21 protein-coding genes are annotated in these 21,914 nt (G+C 61.5%); 6 read left to right on the top strand and 15 right to left on the bottom strand.

The features are described from left to right. Positions 1 to 99: 99 nt before the first annotated feature. From groES to AC1RT6_RS11750, 3 genes are all read left to right on the top strand, one after another. On the top strand, positions 100 to 396 hold the full coding sequence (gene groES / locus AC1RT6_RS11740; protein WP_079447592.1) for a co-chaperone GroES: 297 nt from the start codon (positions 100 to 102) through the stop codon (positions 394 to 396). Between the two features lie 177 nt (positions 397 to 573). After that, positions 574 to 2,220 carry a chaperonin GroEL gene (groL, locus tag AC1RT6_RS11745; protein ID WP_079447593.1) on the top strand — a complete coding sequence of 549 codons (1,647 nt, stop codon included), beginning with the start codon at positions 574 to 576 and terminating at the stop codon, positions 2,218 to 2,220. A 106-nt stretch (positions 2,221 to 2,326) separates the two neighbouring features. Then, positions 2,327 to 3,523, top strand: a complete 1,197-nt coding sequence (locus tag AC1RT6_RS11750) for a hypothetical protein (RefSeq protein WP_079447594.1) — start codon at positions 2,327 to 2,329, stop codon at positions 3,521 to 3,523. Between the two features lie 158 nt (positions 3,524 to 3,681). On the opposite strand, the gene AC1RT6_RS11755 is transcribed toward AC1RT6_RS11750, so the two are convergent. From AC1RT6_RS11755 to AC1RT6_RS11775, 5 genes are all read right to left on the bottom strand, one after another. Continuing rightward, a complete protein-coding gene (locus AC1RT6_RS11755; RefSeq protein WP_079447595.1) occupies positions 3,682 to 4,089 on the bottom strand; it encodes an META domain-containing protein in 408 nt (135 codons plus the stop codon). Between the two features lie 403 nt (positions 4,090 to 4,492). Further along, positions 4,493 to 4,927 (bottom strand): hypothetical protein, encoded by a 435-nt coding sequence (locus AC1RT6_RS11760; RefSeq protein WP_079447699.1) that lies wholly within the window; start codon positions 4,925 to 4,927, stop codon positions 4,493 to 4,495. A 23-nt stretch (positions 4,928 to 4,950) separates the two neighbouring features. Continuing rightward, positions 4,951 to 6,264, bottom strand: a complete 1,314-nt coding sequence (gene glcF / locus AC1RT6_RS11765) for a glycolate oxidase subunit GlcF (protein ID WP_079447596.1) — start codon at positions 6,262 to 6,264, stop codon at positions 4,951 to 4,953. Further along, on the bottom strand, positions 6,264 to 7,502 hold the full coding sequence (locus AC1RT6_RS11770) for an FAD-binding protein (protein ID WP_079447597.1): 1,239 nt from the start codon (positions 7,500 to 7,502) through the stop codon (positions 6,264 to 6,266). The genes glcF and AC1RT6_RS11770 overlap by 1 nt, the downstream gene beginning before the upstream one ends. Before the next feature lie 178 nt (positions 7,503 to 7,680). Then, a complete protein-coding gene (locus AC1RT6_RS11775; protein WP_079447700.1) occupies positions 7,681 to 9,174 on the bottom strand; it encodes an FAD-linked oxidase C-terminal domain-containing protein in 1,494 nt (497 codons plus the stop codon). 342 nt (positions 9,175 to 9,516) lie between these two features. Here AC1RT6_RS11775 and cycA point away from each other — a divergent pair, with 342 nt between their 5' ends. After that, complete coding sequence (gene cycA / locus AC1RT6_RS11780) at positions 9,517 to 9,918, top strand: cytochrome c-550 CycA (protein ID WP_079447598.1); 402 nt, start codon at positions 9,517 to 9,519, stop codon at positions 9,916 to 9,918. 18 nt (positions 9,919 to 9,936) lie between these two features. Here cycA and AC1RT6_RS11785 read toward each other — a convergent pair whose 3' ends face one another. Together AC1RT6_RS11785 and AC1RT6_RS11790 are read right to left on the bottom strand one after the other, a co-directional pair. Next, positions 9,937 to 10,611: a TetR/AcrR family transcriptional regulator gene (locus AC1RT6_RS11785; protein ID WP_079447599.1), complete on the bottom strand. Its 675-nt coding sequence runs from the start codon at positions 10,609 to 10,611 to the stop codon at positions 9,937 to 9,939. A gap of 343 nt (positions 10,612 to 10,954) precedes the next feature. Next, positions 10,955 to 11,110, bottom strand: a complete 156-nt coding sequence (locus tag AC1RT6_RS11790) for a DUF3096 domain-containing protein (protein ID WP_079447701.1) — start codon at positions 11,108 to 11,110, stop codon at positions 10,955 to 10,957. A gap of 237 nt (positions 11,111 to 11,347) precedes the next feature. On the opposite strand from AC1RT6_RS11790, the gene AC1RT6_RS11795 reads away from it, so the two are divergent. After that, on the top strand, positions 11,348 to 11,725 hold the full coding sequence (locus tag AC1RT6_RS11795; protein ID WP_079447702.1) for a DUF1236 domain-containing protein: 378 nt from the start codon (positions 11,348 to 11,350) through the stop codon (positions 11,723 to 11,725). Between the two features lie 140 nt (positions 11,726 to 11,865). Here AC1RT6_RS11795 and glyS read toward each other — a convergent pair whose 3' ends face one another. From glyS to AC1RT6_RS11825, 6 genes are all read right to left on the bottom strand, one after another. Further along, entirely contained in the window at positions 11,866 to 14,094 is a 2,229-nt protein-coding gene (glyS, locus tag AC1RT6_RS11800; RefSeq protein WP_079447600.1) for a glycine--tRNA ligase subunit beta, read from the bottom strand. 3 nt (positions 14,095 to 14,097) lie between these two features. Further along, entirely contained in the window at positions 14,098 to 15,042 is a 945-nt protein-coding gene (locus AC1RT6_RS11805) for a glycine--tRNA ligase subunit alpha (RefSeq protein ID WP_079447601.1), read from the bottom strand. 157 nt (positions 15,043 to 15,199) lie between these two features. Continuing rightward, positions 15,200 to 15,385, bottom strand: coding sequence for a hypothetical protein (locus AC1RT6_RS11810; protein ID WP_079447703.1), 186 nt, complete (start codon positions 15,383 to 15,385; stop codon positions 15,200 to 15,202). A gap of 121 nt (positions 15,386 to 15,506) precedes the next feature. Then, a complete protein-coding gene (locus AC1RT6_RS11815) occupies positions 15,507 to 16,385 on the bottom strand; it encodes a S49 family peptidase (RefSeq protein WP_079447602.1) in 879 nt (292 codons plus the stop codon). 181 nt (positions 16,386 to 16,566) lie between these two features. Continuing rightward, positions 16,567 to 17,337 carry a tRNA1(Val) (adenine(37)-N6)-methyltransferase gene (locus tag AC1RT6_RS11820; protein ID WP_079447603.1) on the bottom strand — a complete coding sequence of 257 codons (771 nt, stop codon included), beginning with the start codon at positions 17,335 to 17,337 and terminating at the stop codon, positions 16,567 to 16,569. Next, a complete protein-coding gene (locus AC1RT6_RS11825; RefSeq protein ID WP_079447704.1) occupies positions 17,318 to 17,557 on the bottom strand; it encodes a putative signal transducing protein in 240 nt (79 codons plus the stop codon). The genes AC1RT6_RS11820 and AC1RT6_RS11825 overlap by 20 nt, the downstream gene beginning before the upstream one ends. Positions 17,558 to 17,708: 151 nt before the next feature. On the opposite strand from AC1RT6_RS11825, the gene AC1RT6_RS11830 reads away from it, so the two are divergent. Further along, entirely contained in the window at positions 17,709 to 18,719 is a 1,011-nt protein-coding gene (locus tag AC1RT6_RS11830) for a polyprenyl synthetase family protein (RefSeq protein WP_079447604.1), read from the top strand. A 55-nt stretch (positions 18,720 to 18,774) separates the two neighbouring features. Here AC1RT6_RS11830 and AC1RT6_RS11835 read toward each other — a convergent pair whose 3' ends face one another. Together AC1RT6_RS11835 and AC1RT6_RS11840 are read right to left on the bottom strand one after the other, a co-directional pair. Further along, entirely contained in the window at positions 18,775 to 19,701 is a 927-nt protein-coding gene (locus AC1RT6_RS11835; RefSeq protein ID WP_079447705.1) for a 4-(cytidine 5'-diphospho)-2-C-methyl-D-erythritol kinase, read from the bottom strand. A gap of 130 nt (positions 19,702 to 19,831) precedes the next feature. Further along, positions 19,832 to 21,613 (bottom strand): tetratricopeptide repeat protein, encoded by a 1,782-nt coding sequence (locus tag AC1RT6_RS11840; RefSeq protein WP_079447706.1) that lies wholly within the window; start codon positions 21,611 to 21,613, stop codon positions 19,832 to 19,834. Positions 21,614 to 21,914: the final 301 nt, after the last annotated feature.

A 21,914-nucleotide genomic window follows, 5' to 3' on the forward strand; every position in this document is an offset into this window, starting at 1 on the left:
GATTGCCAAAAAGATACGAATCGCTCGGCCGTCGTGAATCAGAGCGCATGCATCCATCGATGGCAATTCAGAGTCCTGCGAACCCCCCGGAGGAGCGTTATGGCTAAGACCAAATTTCGTCCGCTGCATGACCGTGTTGTGGTCAAACGGATTGATGCCGAGGAAAAGACTAAAGGCGGCATCATCATTCCCGACACGGCAAAGGAAAAGCCCTCCCAGGGCGAGGTCGTGGCCGTTGGTCCCGGCGGACGCGACGAAACCGGAAAGCTCACGCCGATCGATGTCAAGGTCGGCGACAAGGTGCTGTTCGGCAAGTGGTCGGGCACCGAGATCAAGCTCGACGGCCAGGACCTCCTCGTCATGAAGGAATCCGACCTCATGGGCATCGTCGGCTAGCGTCCCTCCGCAATCAACCGCTTCGATTGAAGCGTCATGTCCGGACATGATCCGGGCATCCATCTTTCAAAACGATGGATGCCGGCATAGGTGCGAAGCGACGCCGTTCTTCGAACGGCTATGCTCGGCAAAGACGCCCAAGGGAAGCGGCACACAACAAACCAGGAGTAACATTCAATGGCCGCCAAAGACGTCAAGTTTTCCGGCGACGCGCGCCAACGCATGCTGCGCGGCGTCGATATCCTCGCCGACGCTGTGAAGGTGACCCTCGGCCCGAAAGGCCGCAATGTCGTGATCGAAAAGAGCTTCGGCGCGCCCCGCATTACCAAAGACGGCGTCACCGTTGCCAAGGAGATCGAACTCGAGGACAAGTTCGAGAACATGGGCGCCCAGATGGTGCGCGAGGTCGCCTCCAAGACCAACGATCTCGCCGGCGACGGCACCACGACCGCCACGGTGCTGGCACAGGCCATCGTCCGCGAGGGCGCGAAGGCAGTTGCCGCCGGCATGAATCCCATGGATCTCAAGCGCGGCATCGACATCGCCGTCGCCGCCGTGGTGAAGGACATCGGGAAGCGCGCGAAGGCGGTGGCGTCCTCGGCCGAAGTCGCTCAGGTCGGCACCATCTCGTCCAATGGCGACGCCTCGATCGGCAAGATGATCGCGCAGGCGATGCAGAAGGTCGGCAATGATGGCGTCATCACCGTCGAGGAGAACAAGTCGCTCGAAACCGACGTCGATATCGTGGAGGGCATGAAGTTCGACCGCGGCTATCTTAGCCCTTACTTCATCACCAATGCGGAGAAAATGGCGGCCGAGCTCAACGACGCCTACATCCTGCTACACGAGAAAAAGCTGACCGGCCTCCAAACTTTGCTGCCGGTGCTCGAGGCGGTTGTGAAATCCGGCAAGCCGCTGCTGATCGTCGCGGAAGATGTCGAAGGCGAAGCGCTGGCCGCGCTGGTGGTCAATCGGCTTCGTGGCGGCCTGAAAGTGGCCGCAGTGAAGGCACCCGGCTTCGGTGATCGCCGCAAGGCCATGCTGGAGGACATCGCCATCCTGACCAACAGCCAGCTCATTTCCGACGAGCTCGGCATGAAACTCGAGAACGTCACCGTTAATATGCTGGGCCGCGCCAAGAAAGTGCTGATCGACAAAGAGAACACCACCATCGTCAACGGCGCCGGCAAGAAAAAGGACATCGAGGCACGGGTCGGACAAATCAAGGCGCAGATAGAGGAGACCACCTCCGACTATGACCGCGAGAAGCTGCAAGAACGTCTGGCCAAGCTCGCCGGCGGCGTTGCGGTAATCCGTGTCGGAGGCGCGACCGAGGTCGAGGTCAAGGAAAAGAAGGATCGCGTCGAGGATGCGCTCAACGCCACGCGCGCCGCTGTGGAGGAAGGCATCGTGCCCGGCGGGGGCACGGCGCTGCTGCGGGCCAAGAAGGCGGTCGGCCGCATCAACAACGACAACCCGGACGTGCAGGCCGGCATCAACATCGTACTGAAGGCGCTGGAAGCGCCGATCCGTCAGATCGCGGAAAATGCCGGCGTCGAGGGCTCCATCGTGGTGGGCAAGGTTCTCGAAAACAAGACCGAGACCTTCGGCTTCGACGCCCAAAAGGAAGAATATGTCGACATGATCGCCAAGGGCATCGTCGATCCCGCCAAGGTCGTGCGCACCGCCTTGCAGGATGCCTCGTCGATCGCAGGGCTGCTCGTGACCACCGAAGCCATGGTCGCCGAACTGCCCAAGGAAGAGCCTCCGGCTATGCCGCCGGGCGGCGGCGGAATGGGTGGTATGGGCGGCATGGGCTTTTGAACTCCTTCAACGGCACGACTTCGTCAGAAGGCCGCCTCCGGGCGGCCTTCTTTTTTCGCGAAGTGGGTTTTAGGGTAAGGGCCGATTCGACAAGCGGGGATTCTCCATGCGCGCGCTGCGGCTGTGCCTGATCAGTCTAACGATGGCTTTACCGGGACCTCTGCGGGCGCAAGACCGGCCGCTTCCCAAAGCTACGCCCGGCGCGGAGGTGAGATACTTCACCTCCATCGACGGACTGATGGAGGGCAATGCGGACGTTATCCTTAAAGAGACCCGCCAGGGCAAGACGGTCACGGGCGCCGTTCTCGATGTGTGTTACCCTGCGGAGAAAGGCTCGAGCCGCAAGGACCGCTTCGTCGCCAACCTCGCGGTGAACGGTTCGACCCTGACCGGCAGCACACAAAGCATCGCCGACAAGCTGCCGGTCACGGTGAAGCTCACACGCAAGCCCACAGGCGATACCTTCGAGTTCGGGGGCAGGATCAGCGTCGGCCAAAAAGTTACCGACGTGACCTCGACAGACAATTCCGACCTCAGCGAGGCTGAGTTCAACGATGCCCGGATGACCGATGACGGCATCAGCGCATCGCCGAAGGATTTCACCGAGGTATCTCCCGAAGCAATCGCCGTGAAAGTGAAGATCGACGCAGCGATCGACCTGCTCAAAAGTTTGAGAGAACAAAATGTCGAGGTGCTGCTGAACAGCCTCGAGGTGACTTGCGAGGCGCTGCGGGCGGGAGCGCAGGTCATCGACATCAACGTCGATCCTGAGCGCTCCCCCTCCCTTCTCGCTCGGTTGAAAGCAACGCCCGGCGTGGTCGCCGCGGGCTGGAGCGCCGGGATGTTCGATATGGAGCGCACCATCCGGTTTCCGGCCGCAGAATGGCGTGACAAGGGCAAACTCAATCGCGACAAGCTTGCGACCGCTATCTCCGGTGTGCTGGAAAAAGCTTTGAATGCAAAGCCGGCGTCAGCAAAATGGAGTGACAACACCGGCAAACTGACGTTGACGTTCAAACGCCCCAGCGTGCTGGTTCCGGCGCTCGGGTTGACCGACACCATCAAAGTGACAGCATTGCCAGGCCCTGACAGGCCCGATGAATCCGATCACATCATGCTTTGGTTCGGCGCTCCCTCGACTAGCACTGCGGACGAAACCGATGGGCCGAGGCTCGGTCTTACCGACGATCTGTCAGCGGACGACGGCGAGAGTAACGAGACCAATGACAGCGGCACGCTGGATGCGCTGGCGAAACAGTTCAAAGCCCAGCGCTGGGACGTCGACAAATCGGCCTGGAAATAGCGGGTATCCGGTCTTCGCGGCAAAGGAATCGCGATCCGTACACGCACGGCATAACTCACAATCTAGAGTGCTCCACCGCTTCACGGAAACGGTGCAAGGACTCTACCTTTGTGACGCGTTTTCTTCACGCGAACCGGATCCGCTTCGCTTGAAACGCTCTAATTTGTATTAAGATGAAAGCGCAGCGTGGTCGGTCCGACAAACGAGATCTCATCGTCCTGTCGCTCCCAGGTCACGGCAGCGGAAAGCGCCGCAGCCAGATCGTCATCGGCCTGAGCTTTCTCCGGCGGACAGGAGCGATCCTCCAACGGACCGGCCGCGAAGATGACGGTGTTGCCGGCAACCGAAAACTGGCCTCTTCCGCCTTTGCACCACAATTCGAGTTTGACCCCGCCACTGTCGTCAATGTCCAGCGATGGCACCCGCTTCGAACCGGGCTGCGGCGATGCATCCAGCGTCATCTCGAAACCGAACGGAAATCCATCCTGCGCCGACGCCGGCCACGCGCCGGCGGCTCCCAGCGCGACCAGGACCACACCCAACACGAACCCAAACCTTGCAGCCATCTGCCCTCATTGAACGAGCTGAGACTGAAAGAACCAGTCGCCGTTCTACAAGTTGAACGGACTGGAATCAGCCTCTCGTCATCTTTGGGATCGAGCGCGATCTTCTCGAAACCGATTTCCACTTTGCTCGGCTCTTCGGGTTGGGATCATGCTAAGAGCTTTTTGACGCGTTTTCTTCACACGAGCCGGCATCCACTTCGCTCGAAAATGCTATAGTGCGTTGATCAACGTCATTGCGAGCCGGCCGATGGCGACGTGTGGCGGCATCCCAACGCCAACGAAGCAACCCAGCTTTTTCTTCAACCTCTGGATTGTCTCGTTTCACGCGCAAACCGGCGCAAACCAATTAATCGGTCCCCGGCTCGCAATGACGAGGCGGTCGGTTCAACCAACCTCATCTGCTTTAAGTGCCGTCCTCTCCCGACCCGGGGGTTTGATCCGTATGGCCATAGGACGGAGCCGCAGGCTCAGCCATCGCCCAACTCGTGTCCGGCACAGGGGTGGGCTTTGGCGCGGCGCGCTTGGCCACTGCCTTTTTCGTCGAGGCCCTGCGCTTCGCCGCCGGCTTCCTTGCGGATTTACCGGTGGATCTCTTGGCTGACTTCTTGGCGGATTTTTTGGTGGATTTCCCTGGAGATTTTCTGGCGGATTTTTTCGCTGATTTCTTTGCCGACTTCTTCTTCACGGCCTTCTTTTTTGAAGCCGTCTTCGCCGCCTTCTTGCCAGACTTCTTTGCGGACTTCTTCGTGGATTTCTTGTTCGCCGCTACGGCCTTCTTCTTGCTCTTCTTGGCCTTAACGCCCTTCGCCTTGCTGGATTTCTTAGCTTTCTTAGCCATCGTGATCCTCCTGTTGCCGCCGATCAATTCAGTCCTGGCCGAGGGCCGCCCGTCGCCCAATCGAGAAGTTCAATCGTGTGAACAACAGGGACCGACGTTCCGCCGGCAATCTGAATCATGCACCCGATGTTTCCGGCGGCAATCATGTCCGGCTTGACGCTTGCGATGTTGGCGACCTTTCGGTCGCGCAGTCGGCCCGCAATGTCAGGCTGGAGAATGTTGTATGTCCCCGCCGAACCGCAACACAAATGACCCTCGGGTATATCTTTCACTACGAATCCATTCTTGAAAAGCAAATCTTTCGGAAGCTGCGTGATTTTCTGGCCATGCTGAAGCGAACAGGCGGAGTGATAGGCGATGACAAGCTCGCTGCGGCTCGGCGGCGGCGGCAGGTCGAGGCTGGCGACATACTCCGTGATATCCTTGGCCAAGCCTGAGACCTTCGCGGCAGGTCCGGCGAAGTCGCGGTCCTCCCGCAGCAGGTAACCGTAATCCTTGATGACGGTGCCGCAGCCAGAGGTCGTGACCAGGATGGCATCGAGACCATCCCGTTCCGCTTCGCGGGTCCAGGCTCTGATGTTGGCCCGCGCACGCGCCAGGGCGTCCCGATCGTCGCCCATGTGATGTGTCAGCGCGCCACAACACTGCTCGTCCGCCACCAGCACCACTTCGACGCCGTGACGGGTTAACAGGCGGATCGCGGCCTCGTTGATACGCGGCGCCAGCACCTGCTGGGCGCAGCCTTGCAGCAGAGCGACGCGGCCACGCCTCATACCCGTCGCTGGAAACACACTTCCCGCAGCCGCTCCGGGAGAGGGCAGCGACGCGGGCGCGAGCGCCAACATCGCCTTGATCCTGTGCAGCAACGTCGGCGTCACGCCCCCCTTCGAGCCCGGCAGCAGGGCTGCGAATGGCCGCCCGAAGCGCGCAAGGGTCATGCTGACCCGAAAGATTCTCGGCCGCGGCAGCACGAAAGCGAGAACGGCTCGAAGCAGCCGTTCGGAAACCGGGCGCGCATACTCCTTCTCGATTTTGACACGCGCCTGATCCACCAGGTGCATGTAATTGACCCCGGAGGGGCAGGTCGTCATGCAGGCAAGACACGACAGACAGCGATCGATGTGTTTGACGACCTCAGCCGTTGGTGGCTCGTTCTTTTCGAGCATCTGCTTGATCAGGTAAATCCGGCCGCGCGGGCTATCGAGTTCGTCGCCGAGCAACACATAGGTCGGGCACGTCGCCGTGCAGAATCCGCAATGGACGCACTTACGGAGGATCTTGTCCGCCTCGGCAATGTCAGAATCGCTCAGTTGAGCGGGCGTGAATTCGGTTTTCATCAGATCGGCATCCGGGTCAGCCTGCCGCGATTAAAAATGCTTTTGGGGTCGAAGCTCTGCCGCACCCGCTCGGCCAGCGCTGCGACGCCTTTTGCCTGCGGATGAAACACATCGACAGTTCGGCGCAATCCCTCGTCGGCCCGCAGCAGGGTCGCGTGCCCGCCGAGCGGAGCGAGCCGACGACGCAGCGATGCGGCATGTGCATCGACCGACGGCGGCAGCGCCGCCCAGAGCAATCCGCCAGCCCAGTCGTAGATCACCTCGCCGCCGGTCTCACGCGTCAGCGTCTGTCCGAAGACTCCCCCGGATGCCGGAGGACAGACGATCCTCCACACCGGCCAAGCGCCCAGTGGGCCATCAGCCGCGAAGGGCGCAACGTCCCGAATCTCGCGCCACAGCGCCGCCGATTCAGCGTTCTCAACAAATTCGGCCGCGCCGAAAGACGCAAGGTCAGCTGCAAGCGCCGCTCCGCGATGAACGACGGAGGCGGCGATACCCTCCAGCCGCAACAGCGTCGCAGTCTGTCCCATGGATGCGAGACCAGCCAGCGCGCCTCGCGCCGCCTTGAGAGCTGAGTGCGGCGTGTGCGCCGCCCCCGAAACGTCGTAGGGAGAACCCAGCGCGGCCGTCATTGCTCGGTTGGCGGCGAGGTCATCGAGCCCGCGCAACACCAACGTGCGCTCGGCCTCCGCCTTCGGCATCACCTTGAGCGTCACCTCGGTCATGATCGCCAGCGTGCCCCACGATCCGGCCAGCAACTTGCAGAGATCATAGCCGGTGACGTTCTTCACCACCCTGCCCCCGGCCTTGAAACTGTCGCCGAAGCCGGAAACCGCGTGAGCGCCGAGCAGATGGTCCCGCACGCCACCGGCCTTGATACGGCGCGGTCCGGCTAACCCGGCGCCAATCATGCCGCCGATGGTCCCTCGTCCAGACCGGGAGTCTAACAACACGGCAGGATTCATCGGCTCAAACGAAAACTCCTGATTCTTGGAATCGAGCAGCGACAGCACCTCATCCAACGGTGCGCCGGCCTGCACCGTGATGATGAGTTCGCTCGGCTCGTAGCAGGTCACCGCGTTCAGCGCCGACACATCGAGCACCGCGTTGGTCATCATCACATGGCCGATCGACCGCTTCGATCCGTGCCCGATGATCTCAAGCGGCTGTTCGCCCGCAATGGCGGTGCGCACCGCGGCCTCAACGTCGGCGGCATCGCGTATGTGCAGGATGTTCACGGCTGCCTCAATGCGGCGGAGCTGTCATGGCCGGCATGCCCGGGCTCCTCCCGGCCATCCCCGTCTTGGTCCGCAGTAAAACGTGGATGCCCGGCGCAATGGGCCTGTACTCGGGCCGGCGAAGCAAAACCCGAGTACCGGGCATGACGGAGCATGCGGATAGGACGTCGCCTTATCATCAAAATCTCGGCAGATCCGGAAACGGCAGCTTGCCGCCGTGCACATGAACGCGGCCGAGTTCGGCGCAGCGGTGCAGCGTCGGAAACACCTTGCCTGGATTGAGAAGACCCCGGGCGTCGAACGCGCATTTCAGCCGCTGCTGCTGGTTGAGATCGACTTCGCTGAACATGTGCGGCATCAGGTCTCGCTTCTCGATGCCGACGCCATGCTCGCCGGTCAGAACGCCGCCGAGTTCGACGCAGCAGCGCAGAATGTCTGCGCCGAACGCCTCCGCCTTGTCCATCTCACCGGGTTTGTTGGCATCGTACAGGATGAGCGGATGAAGATTGCCGTCGCCAGCATGGAAAACGTTGGCGACGCCGAGGCCGTACTTCTCGCCGAGATCGCGAATGAGCGCCAGCGCCCGCGGCAGCGCGCCGCGCGGAATGGTGCCGTCCATGCAGAGATAGTCGGGCGAGATGCGGCCTACTGCCGGAAACGCCGCCTTGCGGCCGGCCCAGAACAGGTCGCGCTCCGCTTCCGAACCGGAAATCCGGCAGGTCGTCGATCCGCAGCCGAGCGCGATGGCCTCAACGCGCCTGATGAGTTCGTCAACCTCGATTGAAGAACCGTCAAGCTCGATGATCAGCAGCGCCTCGACGTCGAGCGGATAGCCGGCGTTGACGAAGGCTTCGGCGGCGTGGATCGCCGGCCTGTCCATCATCTCCATGCCGCCGGGAATGATGCCGGCGCCGATGATCCGCGCCACGCATTCACCCGCCGCTTCCACCTGCGAGAATCCGACCATCAGCGCCCGCGCGGTTTCCGGCTTCCGCAGAATGCGGACGGTGACCTCGGTGACGACGCCGAGCAAACCTTCGGACCCCGTGATGATGCCCATCAGGTCATAACCCGCCTGCTCGGGCGTCTTGCCGCCGATGCGCAGGACTTCGCCGGACATCAGCACAAGCTCGCAGCCGAGCACGTTGTTGGTTGTCATGCCGTACTTCAGACAGTGAACACCGCCGGAATTTTCCGCGATGTTGCCACCGATCGAGCAGGCGATCTGCGACGAAGGATCCGGCGCGTAGTAGAACCCGGCATGGGCTACAGCTTGGCTGATCGCGAGGTTGGTGACGCCGGGCTCGGTGACGACAACGCGGTTGTCGAAATCGATCTCACGGATGCGCTTAAACTTGCTGAGGCCGAGGAGCACCGCGTCGGCCAACGGCAACGCTCCACCCGACAGCGAGGTGCCGGAGCCGCGCGGCACCACCTTGATGCCGTGATCGAAGCAGTATTTCAGAACGCGCGACACCTGCGCGGTGGTTTCCGGCAATACCACCACCATCGGCGGCTGACGATAAGCGGTCAAAGCATCCGATTCATACGGCAACATTTCCGCTGCGCTGGAAATGACCCCCTCGCCCGGCACGATTTCACGGAAATCCCGGACAATGGCGTCGCGGCGATCGAGCACCATCTGATCCGGGGCGGGCATCATGATGGTCATCGGCAGGCGCTCCGCTATCGCGCGACCGGGCTGCGCCGATCGCCACAAGACCTTCTAAATCAACCATATTTTGCCCGTGTTGTGTAGGCTAACTCAAACCCGGACCTGAAGCAGATGGTACCATCGTATTGTAGGCAGGCTGTAGCATGCGAAGCCCGTTTGGAACCAAATCATACTCGAATCGTTCTAAGATCGGTGTTATCGTCCGATTCTGCGGCTCGTAATCATAGATTTAATGATCTGCGAGGCCACGGAGCCACAAGCACCCCTTCCCTTTCGGGGAGGCGGCCAATCCCCATCAGCTTCAGCCTGAAGCCCCCCACAAGGACTCAAGAGGTCTCCATGAAAACCTTCGCCATCTCCGCACTGACTGTTCTCGGCATTACGCTTGCAAGCGTGGGCACCTCGTCCGCTGGAGACGTGGAAGCCGGAAAGGCAGCCTTCAACAAGTGCATGGCATGTCATGCCATTGGCGAAGGTGCAAAGAACAAGGTCGGTCCGGAACTCAACGGCCTGGACGGGCGCCATTCCGGCTCCGTTGAAGGCTATGCCTATTCGGATGCCAACAAGAATTCTGGCATCACTTGGAATGAGGCGCAGTTCAAGGAGTACATCAAGGACCCGAAGGCCAAGGTTCCGGGCACCAAGATGACGTTTGCCGGCATCAAGAAGGAAAGCGAACTCGACAACCTCTGGGCCTACGTGTCGCAGTTCGACAAGGATGGCAAGGTCAAGGCGAAGTAACGCAGACTTCAGTCCGCCTTACTCCCCTGCCGGCATTCTTGCCGGCAGGGCCGCCTGCACCACAAGACCCCGCGCGCGCGCATCCGTCACGCCAACCGCACGCAACGCCAGCAAAGTCGCGGTCTGCACCACATCACGCAGCGTCGCCTGATCATCGAAGTTATCCGGCGCGAGCGGCCCCACCAGGGCTTCATGCAGCGCGCCAAGCAGCGCGGTCGCCGCGAGCGACGTGTCCTGCTGCGGCAGATGTCCGGCACTCACCGCAGCTATGATGCGCGCTTCAATCTCGCCAGCGATTTCGCGGCGGCTAACCAACTGGGTCGCGGATACATCTACATCGACCGGTTCAGCCAGAATGCCCCAGGCGAGCTTCCTGTGTGAGACCATATGCACGGCGACGGTGGCGATGGCAGCCGCAAGCGCCGAGGATGGCCCCGGCGCGGCATCAGCGGCACCGCGTATTGCCGTCAGCTCATCCTGCGCTATCTCCACGATCAGTTCGGAAATCAGATCGGCCTTCGACGGAAAGTAACGATAGACCGTCCCGGCGGCGACATCGGCACGCAGCGCGACCGGCGCGATCTGCACCGCCGCCATTCCCCCAGTGCTGGCTATATCCCGCGCGGCCGTCAGAATAGCGCGGCGGCGCGCCGCGAGACGCTTCATGACCTGCTGAGTCCGCCGATACACCATGCGGGTTCCAAGTCCCCTCGCCCCGCAATCAAGAGCGGCGCGAGATCAGCATCTTCAAACCGCTACGAAGTCCGCGAACATGCTCGCTGAAAAACTGAACACCCATTCAGAAGGCAAGGCAAGCGGCTTTGTACGATAAGCCCTTCGGGAGCGCCGTGATCGCTTTGGGCTCTGTTCGGCGATACAGAGAGCGTGCTGGCTCTGCGGCGCGCCGCATCAATTGGCATCCGTACAGCCTCCCCTCAAAGCCTTTCACCTTCGCAGCCGGCCGACCTCAACGTCGCTGACGTGGCGACGATTGCACCGCAGCGAAGAGCATCAATCGGGTGGGTGTTCGAAGAAGTTAGAAATGCAGCATCTTGAACACGCCGAGGCCGGAAAGGCCGACGAAGATGAGATAGATGGCAACGAGCAGATTGAGAAAACGCGGCATCAGCAGGATCAAGACGCCCGCGACCAACGCCACGATAGGCTGGATATGCGCTGCCGTGATGACCATTAAGAAACCTCCACCGATGCTGTTTGCGAATCGCAGAAACTCTATCCGCCGCTGGCGCTTCTTGACAGCATGGTCTGAGATTCGGGCGAGTTTCACCTCACTTTCATCTTTTGCCGCGCCACAAGCCCGCCCCCGAAATGCCAAACTTGCGCGCGGAACGATCGCTGGCGAACTGAATTGGCATGACGTCGAACGGACGGCGTAAAAAAAGCGCGTCCGACCTCAATGGAGGCTACCATGCGGAATACCGCTCTGGCTTTTGCCACGCTGATAACTGCGCTCGGCGCGGGATACAGCGCTCATGCGCAAAGCACCACGATCGGCGCGGCACCCTCGACTGATGTGGTCGTCACCCAGCCGGTCGAAGTGAGCGCCGACGGGGGAATTACAATCGAGCAACGCCCGGCGTTTCGCGAATACGTCGTAACCGAGCGCGTGCCATCTTATACCGTTTCCCAACGCATCGCAGTCGGCACGGTCCTGGCCGAAGAAGGCGTGACCCTTTACGACGTACCGCAGCGTTTCGGCGCAACGCCTTATCGCTACACCGTGGTGAATGGCGAAACCGTGCTGATCGAGCCGCGCACGCGGCGCATCATGCAGGTGATCGATTAATCCGCTAAGCAGATAACGAAAAGTGCGTCGCGCGGGTATCGGTCCGCGCGACAACGACGATGTCGAGGTCACGCGGTCGAAGGCCCGTCCGGTACCCTGGGACGGGCCTTCGGTTTATCGTGACGGCCGAATGCTGCGCGTCAATCCTGTATCTTCGAGAAATCCGCGACCGTGCGCGTGGCCGCGCGAATCTCGTTGAGCAGCTTGAGGCGGTTCTCACGGATCTTCGCGTCGTCGTCGTTGACCTTCACCTTCTCGAAGAAGGCATCGACCGCGGGCCGCAGTTTCGCCATCGCGGACATGGCGGCGGCAAAGTCTTCGTTCGCAACAGCAGCGCTCGCCTCACGTTTCACATCGTTGATGGCCGCGGCAAGCGCCTTCTCTTCGTCCAACTTGTAGAGCGAGGCATCCGGCGCGCCGTCGAAGCTGCGCTTGTCCTTCTTTTCCTCGATGGAAAGAATGTTCGACGCGCGTTTGGTGCCAGCGAGCAGGTTCTTGCCGTCGTCGGTGTCGAGAAACTTTCCGAGCGCCTCGACGCGGCGGACGACCATCAGAAGATCATCCTGTCCTTCCAGAGCAAACACCGCGTCAACCAGATCGTGCCGCGCACCCTGTTCGCGGAGTTGTACTTTCAGGCGGTCTGCAAAGAAGGAGAGGAGGTTTGGAATATCAGCTGCTGCTTTTGCTCGCAGACGCTCTTTCGCTCCTTCTTCATAGCCAGCCTCGTATGCCTCAGCAATCGGCTTTACGATGGAAATACGCTTCCCGGCCTCTTCTAACGCGGCAGCAAAATTCTGACGCTCCCTTAAAATTAGTCCATAAGACAGGAAGCCGTGGGCGCCGACAAATATCAGTTCGAGACCTAGCCGCAGATTGTTTTCCAACACTAATCTGATCACCCCCAGCGCCGCACGTCGCAACGCATAAGGATCCTTGCTTCCCGTTGGCTTCTCATCAATCGCCCAGAAACCGACCAGCGTGTCGATCTTGTCGGCCAGCGCCACAGCAACACTCACGGGATCGCTCGGCACGCGATCGTTCGGACCCTGCGGCTTGTAGTGCTCCTCACACGCGGCGGCGACCGAAGCATCCTCGCCAGCGGCCTGCGCGTAGTATTTCCCCATCAGGCCCTGCAGCTCGGGAAATTCGCCGACGACCTCGGTGAGCAAATCGGCCTTGCACAATCGCGCGGCGCGCTTCGCCTTCGCAACATCCGCACCGACCAGCGGCGCGATTTTAGAGGCAAGCCACTCGATGCGCGCGATGCGCTCCGCCTGCGTGCCGAGCTTTTCGTGAAACACAATCTGATCGAACTTCGGCAGCCGGTCTTCGAGTTTGGTTTTCAGATCGGTCTCGTAGAAGAACTTTGCATCCGCCAGCCGCGCACGGATCACGCGCTCGTTGCCGGCGACGATGGCCTTGCCGCCGTCCGATGCCTCGATGTTGGCGACGAGAATGAACTTGTTGGCGAGCTTTCCCGTTTTGGGATCGTTGACGACAAAGCACTTCTGGTTGTTGCGGATAGTGGCGCGGATCACTTCGCCCGGTATCGACAGAAATTCCTTATCGAACGAGCCCATCAGCACCACAGGCCATTCGACAAGGCCGGACACCTCATCGAGCAACACCTGATCCTCGACCAGCTCATAGCCTTGCGCGAACGCCAGTTCTTTCGCGTCGGCGAGGATAATGTCCTTGCGGCGCTGCGGATCGAGCACGACCTTCGCATCGTGCAGCTTCGCTTCGTAATCCTCGAAGCGGCGCACGCTGAATTCGTCCGGCGCCATGAATCTGTGACCGCGCGTGGTCTGTCCAGCTTCGATGCCGGCCACGTCGAACCGCACGATGTCGGGCTCTTCGGTCTCCATGCCGAAGGTCGCGATGATGGAATGCAGCGGCCGCACCCAGGTCAGCGCGCCGGGTTTCGCCGAACGCTCGCCCCAGCGCATCTGCTTCGGCCACGGGAAGGTGCGCACGATCACGGGCAGGAATTCCGCCAGCACATCGATCGCAGGCCGTCCCGGCTTTTCGATCAGCGCGACGTAGAAATCGCCCTTCTTCGGATCGCGCTGGATTTTGGCTTCCTCGAGCGATTTCAGCCCAGCGGCTTTCAGAAATCCCTGCACGGCGGCGTCGGGCGCACCGACCTTCGGCCCCTTGCGCTCGTCCTTAAGATCGGGCTGGCGCGCCGGAATGCCGTGCACGGTGAGTGCGAGGCGACGCGGCGTGACGAAGGCTTTCGCGCCCTCATAGACGAGGCCCTCGGCCACGAGCTTGTCGGTGACCATCCTGCGCAGATCGTCCGCCGCCTTCGCCTGCATGCGCGCGGGAATTTCCTCGGAGAAAAGTTCGAGCAGAAGATCAGGCATTGTTCAGACGCCGCCAGCTTCGGTATGCAGCCACGCCTCGCCGCAGGCTTTCGCCAGTTCGCGCACACGCAGGATATAGCTTTGCCGCTCGGTCACCGAGATCACGCCGCGCGCGTCGAGCAGGTTGAAGACGTGGCTCGCCTTGATGCACTGGTCATAGGCGGGCAGCGCCATCAGATGCGCCTCGCGCTTGCCGGGCTGCTTTGGATCATCCCGCCAGCCCGCGTCGAGATATTTCTTGCAAGCCTCTTCCGCCATCGAGAATTGCTTGAACAACATCTCGGCATCGGAATGCTCGAAATTGTGCCGCGAATATTCCTGCTCGGCCTGAAGGAACACATCGCCGTAAGTGACTTTCTCCGCGCCCTCGCGGCCATTGAAATTGAGATCGTAGACGCGGTCGACGCCTTGCACGTACATCGCCAGCCGTTCAAGCCCGTAGGTGAGTTCGCCTGCCACCGGCGCGCATTCGACGCCGGCCACCTGCTGGAAATAGGTGAACTGACTGACTTCCATGCCGTCGCACCAGCACTCCCAACCGAGCCCCCACGCCCCCAGCGTCGGGCTTTCCCAGTCGTCCTCGACAAAGCGGATGTCGTGCAGCGCGCTGTCGACACCGATCGCGGCGAGCGATTTCAGGTAGAGGTCCTGGATGTCAGACGGCGACGGCTTGAGGATGACCTGAAACTGATAATAGTGCTGCAGGCGGTTGGGATTCTCGCCGTAGCGGCCGTCCTTGGGGCGGCGCGATGGCTGCACATAGGCCGCGTTCCAGCGCTTCGGACCCAGCGCGCGAAGCGTGGTCGCCGGATGAAAGGTGCCCGCCCCCACTTCCATGTCGTAGGGCTGCAGGATGACGCAACCGTGGTCCGCCCAATAGCGTTGCAAGGTCAGGATCAGGCCCTGGAACGAGCGTTCCGGGCGCATATGCGGAGGCAAGGAGTCCATCGTCTTTTTGGGAATTCGCGAAATGGGTCGACGCGACGCGACCGTATCGGCGCGCGTTCCTCAAATCAAGGCGACGACGAGCACTTACCGCTGAGGGTTAACGGGATCCACCCGCGACCGGCACGAGTCCGGCGACCTCCAGGCGGGTCGCACAATCCTAATCAGGCCGATAGGCGCCAGTGTGATCGCGCCGCAGCGTCGGGATATCGCGGCGCACGGGCTCGGCCACGCGAGTCATCCGTGCTTCCTCGAGCTCCTGATTGATCCGCTTGGCGGTGTTGTAGAACCAGCGGACCACAACTAGTCCACCCAGAGTAGCTGCAAGTGCAATCAGCGGCGGCATCGGTCGATCCTCTTCCTTCGTTGTCGGCCCCCAATTGCCCATATTCTTGCGCAACCTGATCGTTCCCGCAATCGATGTTTTCAAATTGATGACACCGGAATTCGGCATGCCCTCCGGCGGCCTAAAATCCGAACCTGGCCCAGATTGCCCGGGTCTCGAGGGCGGAAATCAACCCGTCCGGCAGCCCCGCGATGCCATCAAACGAGGTCATCGTTCCAGCTCCCGCCTTGCGGCCAAACAGCCCCGATAGCAGACCGGTCGAAGGCGCTATCAGCGGCGTGCTGACCTTATCGCCGAACCGATCCCGCAGCGTCGAGCGGAGATCGCCGACCGCATCCGCAAGGCCGAGCGCGACCGATCGCTCGCCGGCCCAGTATTCTCCGGTGAACAAAAGGTCGTCCGTTCCCTTCAGCCGCTCCCCGCGGCTTGCCTTCACCAGTTCGATGAAGGTCGCGTGGATCTCGCGCTGGATCGCCTTCAGCCGCCCCACGTCGTCGGGGTTTTCCGGAAGAAAGGGATCGAGCGTCGCCTTGTGTTCGCCTGCCGTATACAGCCTTCGCTCGACCCCGATTTTCCTGATCAGTTCGGTGAAGCCGAAGCTGCTGCCGACCACACCGATCGAACCCAGGATCGAAGAGGGATCGCAAAAAATCTCGTCCCCCGCACAGGCGATCATGTAACCGCCCGAGGCGGCGACGTCCTCGACGAAGACCAGCACCGGAAGCTCTTTCTCCTGCGCGAGCTGCCGGATACGCAGGTAAATCTGGCGCGACTGAACCGGCGAACCGCCCGGCGAATTGACCACCAGCGCCACCGCTTTGGCGTTGTCCACCGCAAACGCCCGCTCCAGCGTTTTGGCGACGCCGGCGAGCGTCATGCCAGGCTTGAGCGGCGTGACCGCGCCGATCACGCCGGACAACCGCACCACCGGCACCACCGCCCCGCGCTGCCATCGCTTGGGAACCAGTTTTATCAGCGCTGCTTTTATCCGTCCGCTCATGGCGTTTCCCTCGGCAATTCGTCATCATCCAATCGCCTGATTAAGATGAAGATAGCATCTATCTACCCGAGGCACTCACCGGTAGCCTTCTTGCGACAATTCGCGTCAAGTCCGCGCGAGGCAGCCAGCGCTCCTCTGCAATGGACGGGCGGAGGGACACCGCGCCTTCGGCACCGCCGTTTCACCGGAGCCCCGTGGGCGCAAGAGCCTGACCGCCTACGAGAACAACCTGAGCCTCTCTGGTGGGACGGCCCATCTCATCGCTGAGCATCAAATCCGGGCAAAGTCTGAGCGGCGCCCGGCTCCCCTTGACCGCGCGAACCAGAACGCGGATCGCGGGCTTGCGGGGGTCCGGATGCACGGGCCGGATCGCGATATCGCCGAAGCCGCGATCAAGCGCGCTAAGCACCTCGGCCAGACCGTCGCTGCGCCAGATCAGGCTGAGCACGCCCCCGGATTTCAGCATACGCCGCGCGGCGTGAGTCCAGATGCCCAGACCCGACGGTTCCGCGACATGTGCCGCGCGACGACCCTGGTCCGGCGACGGCCGGTGCCGTACGGCATCGTTGAAGGGAGGATTCATCAATACCACATCGGCGGTGTCGGGACCAAGACCGACACGTGCGAACGTCTCCGCCTCTGCTGCGATATCGAGGATGCAGACCCGCGCCGCGAGACTGTTGAGAACCGCGTTTCGGCGCGCCAGAACGGCAAGGGTTTCGTCGCGCTCAACCAGCACCAGATCGACGTTGTCGATCCGCGTTGCCACCGCGAGCCCGGCAGCACCCACGCCCGCTCCGAAATCGACGATACGATCGCCGGGCCTGCCCGGCGTGGCGGCGGCGAGCAGCATGGCGTCGTGGCCGGCGCGATGGCCGGACGAAGGCTGATACAACCGCAGCCGTCCGCCGAGAAACGCATCCTCTCCGACGTCAGGTCGATTGTCGGTCATCGGGGCGTAACTCGTGAGCAAGCCCGGCCTCGGTGAGAAGCTGTCGCGCCGCGCGATTGTCATCCTCATTCACCAGAATGCGGCGGGGCAGCACCCCGAGCGACCCCTCGATCACGCTCATGTTCTGATCCAGCACCAGGTGAAAAATCCCGGCACCGTCCAGCAACGCGCCGATCGCCGACACCAACACCAGATCGTTGGTTCGAACCAATTCCCGCAACGTCACGTTCTCCGGCGTAACCAGCTTCACGCCCCTGTGGCCCATGTCAACACCTCCATGTCAACCACTACCTGCGCTTGCCGGGTCGACCGGCACTTTCTATGGTGCAGCGGTTGGAATGAGACGAATTTCGCAAACCGGAGATCCATGCTTGGCGGTCATCGTCCCCTTCGAAAGTCACTCGACAGGCTCCATTGACCAACTCGTCGAACTCGTCGCCGCCGACATGGAGCGCGTCAACGCCACCATCCTGTCGCGGACCGGGTCCGAAGTCACGATGATCCCCGATGTCGCCACCCACCTGATCTCGTCTGGCGGCAAGCGGCTGCGCCCGATGCTAACGCTGGCGATGGCCAATCTCGCCGGTTATTCCGGTGAAGGTCACGTCAAGCTCGCGGCTTCGGTGGAATTCATGCACACCGCGACACTGCTGCACGACGACGTGGTCGACGAAAGCGAGCTGCGCCGCGGCAAGCTCTCGGCCCGCATGGTGTGGGGCAACGAGGCCAGCGTTCTCGTCGGCGATTTCCTGCTTGGGCAGGCGTTCCGAATGATGGTCGAGGTCGGCTCGCTACGCGCGCTCGACATCCTGTCTTCGGCGGCGGCCACCATCGCCGAGGGAGAAGTCATGCAGCTTGCGGCGGCGAAGAATACCGCCACAACGGAGGACGAATACCTCGCGGTCATCCGCGGCAAGACAGCCGAGCTATTCGCCGCCGCCTGCGAGGTCGGTCCGGTGCTCGGCGGCCGTCCAAAGGCTGAGGAAACGGCGGCTGCAAGCTTCGGCATGAACCTCGGGATCGCCTTCCAGCTTGTCGATGACGTGCTTGATTACGGAGGGAAGTCGGCGAAGCTCGGCAAGAATGTCGGCGATGATTTCCGCGAAGGCAAGATCACCTTGCCGGTCGTGCTGGCGTTCCGGCGCGGCAACGATGTCGAGCGCGAATTCTGGGTGCGGGCGCTCGAGGAAGGCAAGATCGGCGACTCCGACCTCAATTACGCCATCGGGCTGATGACCAAGCATCGCGCGCTGGAGGATACCCTCAATCGCGCTCAGCACTACGGCGCGATGGCGGTCGATGCGCTAGCGCTGTTTCCGCCATCGCCGATGAAGAGCGCGCTGGAACAAGTCGTCGCGTTCTGCCTGGCACGGTCGCACTGACGATCCGGAGCGATGATGTCCGCCCGTGCCGCGGAATGAGAACCGTCAAGCTCCGTCACGAGCCGCCGCCCAGCATCCCCACATGAACCCACCATTGCGGGCGATCGAGCCGGATCGTCTGCGCGGCGTGATGTGCATCCGCCTCGTCGCTGAAGATCGCAAAGCACGTCGCGCCCGAGCCCGACATCCGTGACAGCCGCGCGCCGGTTGCCCGCAACCTCGCCAGCACCTCACCGATCACCGGCTGAATGCGGATCGCCGGTGCTTCGAGATCATTGGTACCGTCCGACAGCATAGTGAGCCAATCGTCCATCGGAGCACCGGCCTTTGGCCACACGATAGCCTCGATCACATCGTTGACGCCGACATTCAGTTCACCTTTGCGAAGGCCGAGTGCGGCGAAGATCTCCTTTGTGGCGACGGGAACGCGGGGGTTGACCAGGACAGCGGGCATCGCCGGCAGATCCAGCGGCAACAACGATTCGCCAACGCCCGTCATGACGCAGCTTGCCGAGCGGACACAAACCGGCACGTCGGCGCCGGTCAGTCGCGCCGTCTCCAGCAATCGCGGATCGCCCATCGCAATGCCGTTGACCCTCGCCAGAAGCCGCAACGCCGCAGCCGCATCAGCTGATCCGCCGCCGATGCCGGCTGCGACCGGCAAATGCTTGTCCAGCGCGAAGGCGCCTACCTTCAGATTCGCGACCCGTTCGCTGAATAGCCGCGCCGCCTTAAGAATGAGATTATCGGCTGTCTGGCCGCACTCCTGCGCCCGCGGGCCGCCAGCAACCAGCGATAGATCCGCGCCCTGTGTCAGCGTGAGACGATCGACGCAGTCGGCAAATGCCACCACGCTTTCGAGATCGTGAAAACCGTCGGCGCGCCGGCCTACGACCCGCAGCGTCAGATTGACCTTGGCGCGCGCCGTCTCGCTCAGCGCCGGTGTGGCCGTTTCCAGATCCGTAGCGCCGGTGACGATCATAGCGGATGTCAAATCCAAAAACGGCACATGAATCAAATGATTTTTGCGATTGCGGCGGGCGTAGTTCGCGACGGAGGTGTAACTTTCGCAAGCGACGCCGCCACGACGGCCGGGGTGGCCACCGCCCTCCTTAGCCGCCCTTGCCGTCATCCTTCTTTTTGTCCGCCGAGGCGGCTGACGGAGTTTCGTCCGCCGGCAAGCCTTTTTCGATCTTCGCCTCGATTTTCGGTAACTCTTCGGCTTCCGGCTTCAGGTCGCGCGCGTGCGCCCACTGAAATCTTGCTTCCAGCGTCCGGCCGACGCGCCAGTAAGCGTCGCCAAGGTGATCGTTCACCGTCGGATCCTCGGGCTTGAGGTTGATGGCGCGCTCCAGCGTCTTGACCGCCTCGTCGTAATTGCCGATGCGGTAATAGGCCCAGCCGAGGCTGTCGACGATATAGCCGTCGTCCGGCCGCTGATCGACGGCGTGCTTGATCATCTTCATGGCTTCATCGAGATTGAGGCCGCGGTCGATCCAGGAGTAACCGAGATAATTCAGCACATGTGGCTGCTCGGGCTGAATTTCGAGCGCCTTCTTCATGTCGGCTTCCGCCTTGCCCCAGTTCTTTGACCGTTCTTCGCAGATACCGCGGAAATAGTAGTAGACCCAATTCGGCTTGCCCTTAGTCTCGGCGATGACGTCGATGCCTTTGCCGTAGGTCTTTGCGCAATCGGCAAACTTCTTGCGGCCCCGCTCGACGTTGCCGAGCGCCATGATGGCTTCCAGGTCGCTCGAATCCTGCTCCGTGACACCCCTGAGAATTTTGATCGCCTCGTCGCTGCGATCAACGGCATCGAGATTGGTAGCAAGTTGAATCTGGGCATTGCGCTTCAGCGGGGAATCGACCGGTACACGCTGATAGACGCCGATCGCCATCTCCGGCTTCTTCACTGATTCATAGAGATCGGCGAGTGACAACAGCGCCATTGAATGATCGGGCGAGAGATAAAGTGCGAGCTGCAAATAGACCAGAGCCAGGTCCTCGCCGCCGCGCCGGGTCAAGGATGCGCCGATGCCGTAAAGGGCTTCGGCGGCGCCGGTTTGCGGCGAGCTGACGAGTTGCGGCAGCTTCTTGCCAGCCTTGATCTCTTTGATGCCTTCCTGAATCAACGGATGCCGCGCCAGCTTTTTGTCGAACGCCTCATACACGGCCAACGCCGCAGCGCCGTCCTTGTTGCGCGACAGCCACCGCGCATAGGCATCGGCCACGCGGAGCGCCGAATCGTCGAGTTTGTAAGCGCGCTCGAGACGAGCGCCGGCTTCTTTGTTCCGGCCCGCAAGATCGAGCAACATCCCCGAATGCAGATCCTTGAAGATCGGGTACCATTCCGGACCGGTCAGCGCGTCAATGTTGGCGACGGCCTGTTTAGTGTCGTCCGCGCCATAGTCGGCCCAGCCCGCCAGCAGAGTCGCCACGAGATCGGTGATCGGTCCTCGGATGGACTGTTTGATATTTTTTTGGGCGACCGCGTACTTCTTCAACTTCAGATTATGGACGCCGACAACCAGCCGCGCGACCCGGTTGGATTTATCGATAGCGAGAATGCGGTCGGCCAGCTTCACGGCGATGGCGATATCGCCTTCGGCCAGCGACGAAATGAACGCGCGATCCAGAAGCTCGTTGTTTTTTGGATCGGTACGCAACGCCGAACGATAGAACGTCGCCGCAGACATGGCGTCGCGCTCAACGCTGGCATGGCGCGCAGCGAGATAGCTGCCCGACGTCGTCATGGTGCGCAGATCCTTGGCACTCGGAAATTGCGCGGTTTCGGTCGGATGGTCCGGCGTCTGAGCCGCTACCGGACCGGACGGAGCCAACAATGTCGCAGCAGCGACAATCATCGCCAGGCGATTGAGACGAATGGACAACATCGGGATTCGCGTAGCTCCAGATTTCACGGCACGAACATCAGGGTTTTCAATATGCAACCCGGCCGGCACCATTGCATGATCCGCTTCTAACATTTGCGCCGCGTTTCAGCGAGTGTCTTTGCAAATGCGAATCAAGGAACGCTCGCAAGCCCGGATCGGGGCTGGATTGACATTTGTTGTCTGGTATTCACCACTGACCTCAACCAGCCGCGCGACAATGGCGCGTTTGACCTCCCGCGGCAAGGATCGGCGGCGACCCAACTGCTTGCATCGCCAAGTATGGCGTTATCAGGGCCGCGCT

It is taken from the genome of Nitrobacter sp. MLSD-S21, assembly GCF_058809865.1.

Excerpts from the sequence above, each read along its gene's own strand:
- groES (WP_079447592.1), top strand. The coding sequence starts at position 100 with ATGGCTAAGACCAAATTTCGTCCGCTGCATGACCGTGTTGTGGTCAAA.
- groL (WP_079447593.1), top strand. The coding sequence starts at position 574 with ATGGCCGCCAAAGACGTCAAGTTTTCCGGCGACGCGCGCCAACGCATG.
- AC1RT6_RS11750 (WP_079447594.1), top strand. The coding sequence starts at position 2,327 with ATGCGCGCGCTGCGGCTGTGCCTGATCAGTCTAACGATGGCTTTACCG.
- AC1RT6_RS11755 (WP_079447595.1), bottom strand. The coding sequence starts at position 4,089 with ATGGCTGCAAGGTTTGGGTTCGTGTTGGGTGTGGTCCTGGTCGCGCTG.
- AC1RT6_RS11760 (WP_079447699.1), bottom strand. The coding sequence starts at position 4,927 with ATGGCTAAGAAAGCTAAGAAATCCAGCAAGGCGAAGGGCGTTAAGGCC.
- glcF (WP_079447596.1), bottom strand. The coding sequence starts at position 6,264 with ATGAAAACCGAATTCACGCCCGCTCAACTGAGCGATTCTGACATTGCC.
- AC1RT6_RS11775 (WP_079447700.1), bottom strand. The coding sequence starts at position 9,174 with ATGACCATCATGATGCCCGCCCCGGATCAGATGGTGCTCGATCGCCGC.
- cycA (WP_079447598.1), top strand. The coding sequence starts at position 9,517 with ATGAAAACCTTCGCCATCTCCGCACTGACTGTTCTCGGCATTACGCTT.
- AC1RT6_RS11785 (WP_079447599.1), bottom strand. The coding sequence starts at position 10,611 with ATGGTGTATCGGCGGACTCAGCAGGTCATGAAGCGTCTCGCGGCGCGC.
- AC1RT6_RS11790 (WP_079447701.1), bottom strand. The coding sequence starts at position 11,110 with ATGGTCATCACGGCAGCGCATATCCAGCCTATCGTGGCGTTGGTCGCG.
- AC1RT6_RS11795 (WP_079447702.1), top strand. The coding sequence starts at position 11,348 with ATGCGGAATACCGCTCTGGCTTTTGCCACGCTGATAACTGCGCTCGGC.
- glyS (WP_079447600.1), bottom strand. The coding sequence starts at position 14,094 with ATGCCTGATCTTCTGCTCGAACTTTTCTCCGAGGAAATTCCCGCGCGC.
- AC1RT6_RS11805 (WP_079447601.1), bottom strand. The coding sequence starts at position 15,042 with ATGGACTCCTTGCCTCCGCATATGCGCCCGGAACGCTCGTTCCAGGGC.
- AC1RT6_RS11810 (WP_079447703.1), bottom strand. The coding sequence starts at position 15,385 with ATGCCGCCGCTGATTGCACTTGCAGCTACTCTGGGTGGACTAGTTGTG.
- AC1RT6_RS11815 (WP_079447602.1), bottom strand. The coding sequence starts at position 16,385 with ATGAGCGGACGGATAAAAGCAGCGCTGATAAAACTGGTTCCCAAGCGA.
- AC1RT6_RS11820 (WP_079447603.1), bottom strand. The coding sequence starts at position 17,337 with ATGACCGACAATCGACCTGACGTCGGAGAGGATGCGTTTCTCGGCGGA.
- AC1RT6_RS11835 (WP_079447705.1), bottom strand. The coding sequence starts at position 19,701 with ATGATCGTCACCGGCGCTACGGATCTGGAAACGGCCACACCGGCGCTG.
- AC1RT6_RS11840 (WP_079447706.1), bottom strand. The coding sequence starts at position 21,613 with ATGTTGTCCATTCGTCTCAATCGCCTGGCGATGATTGTCGCTGCTGCG.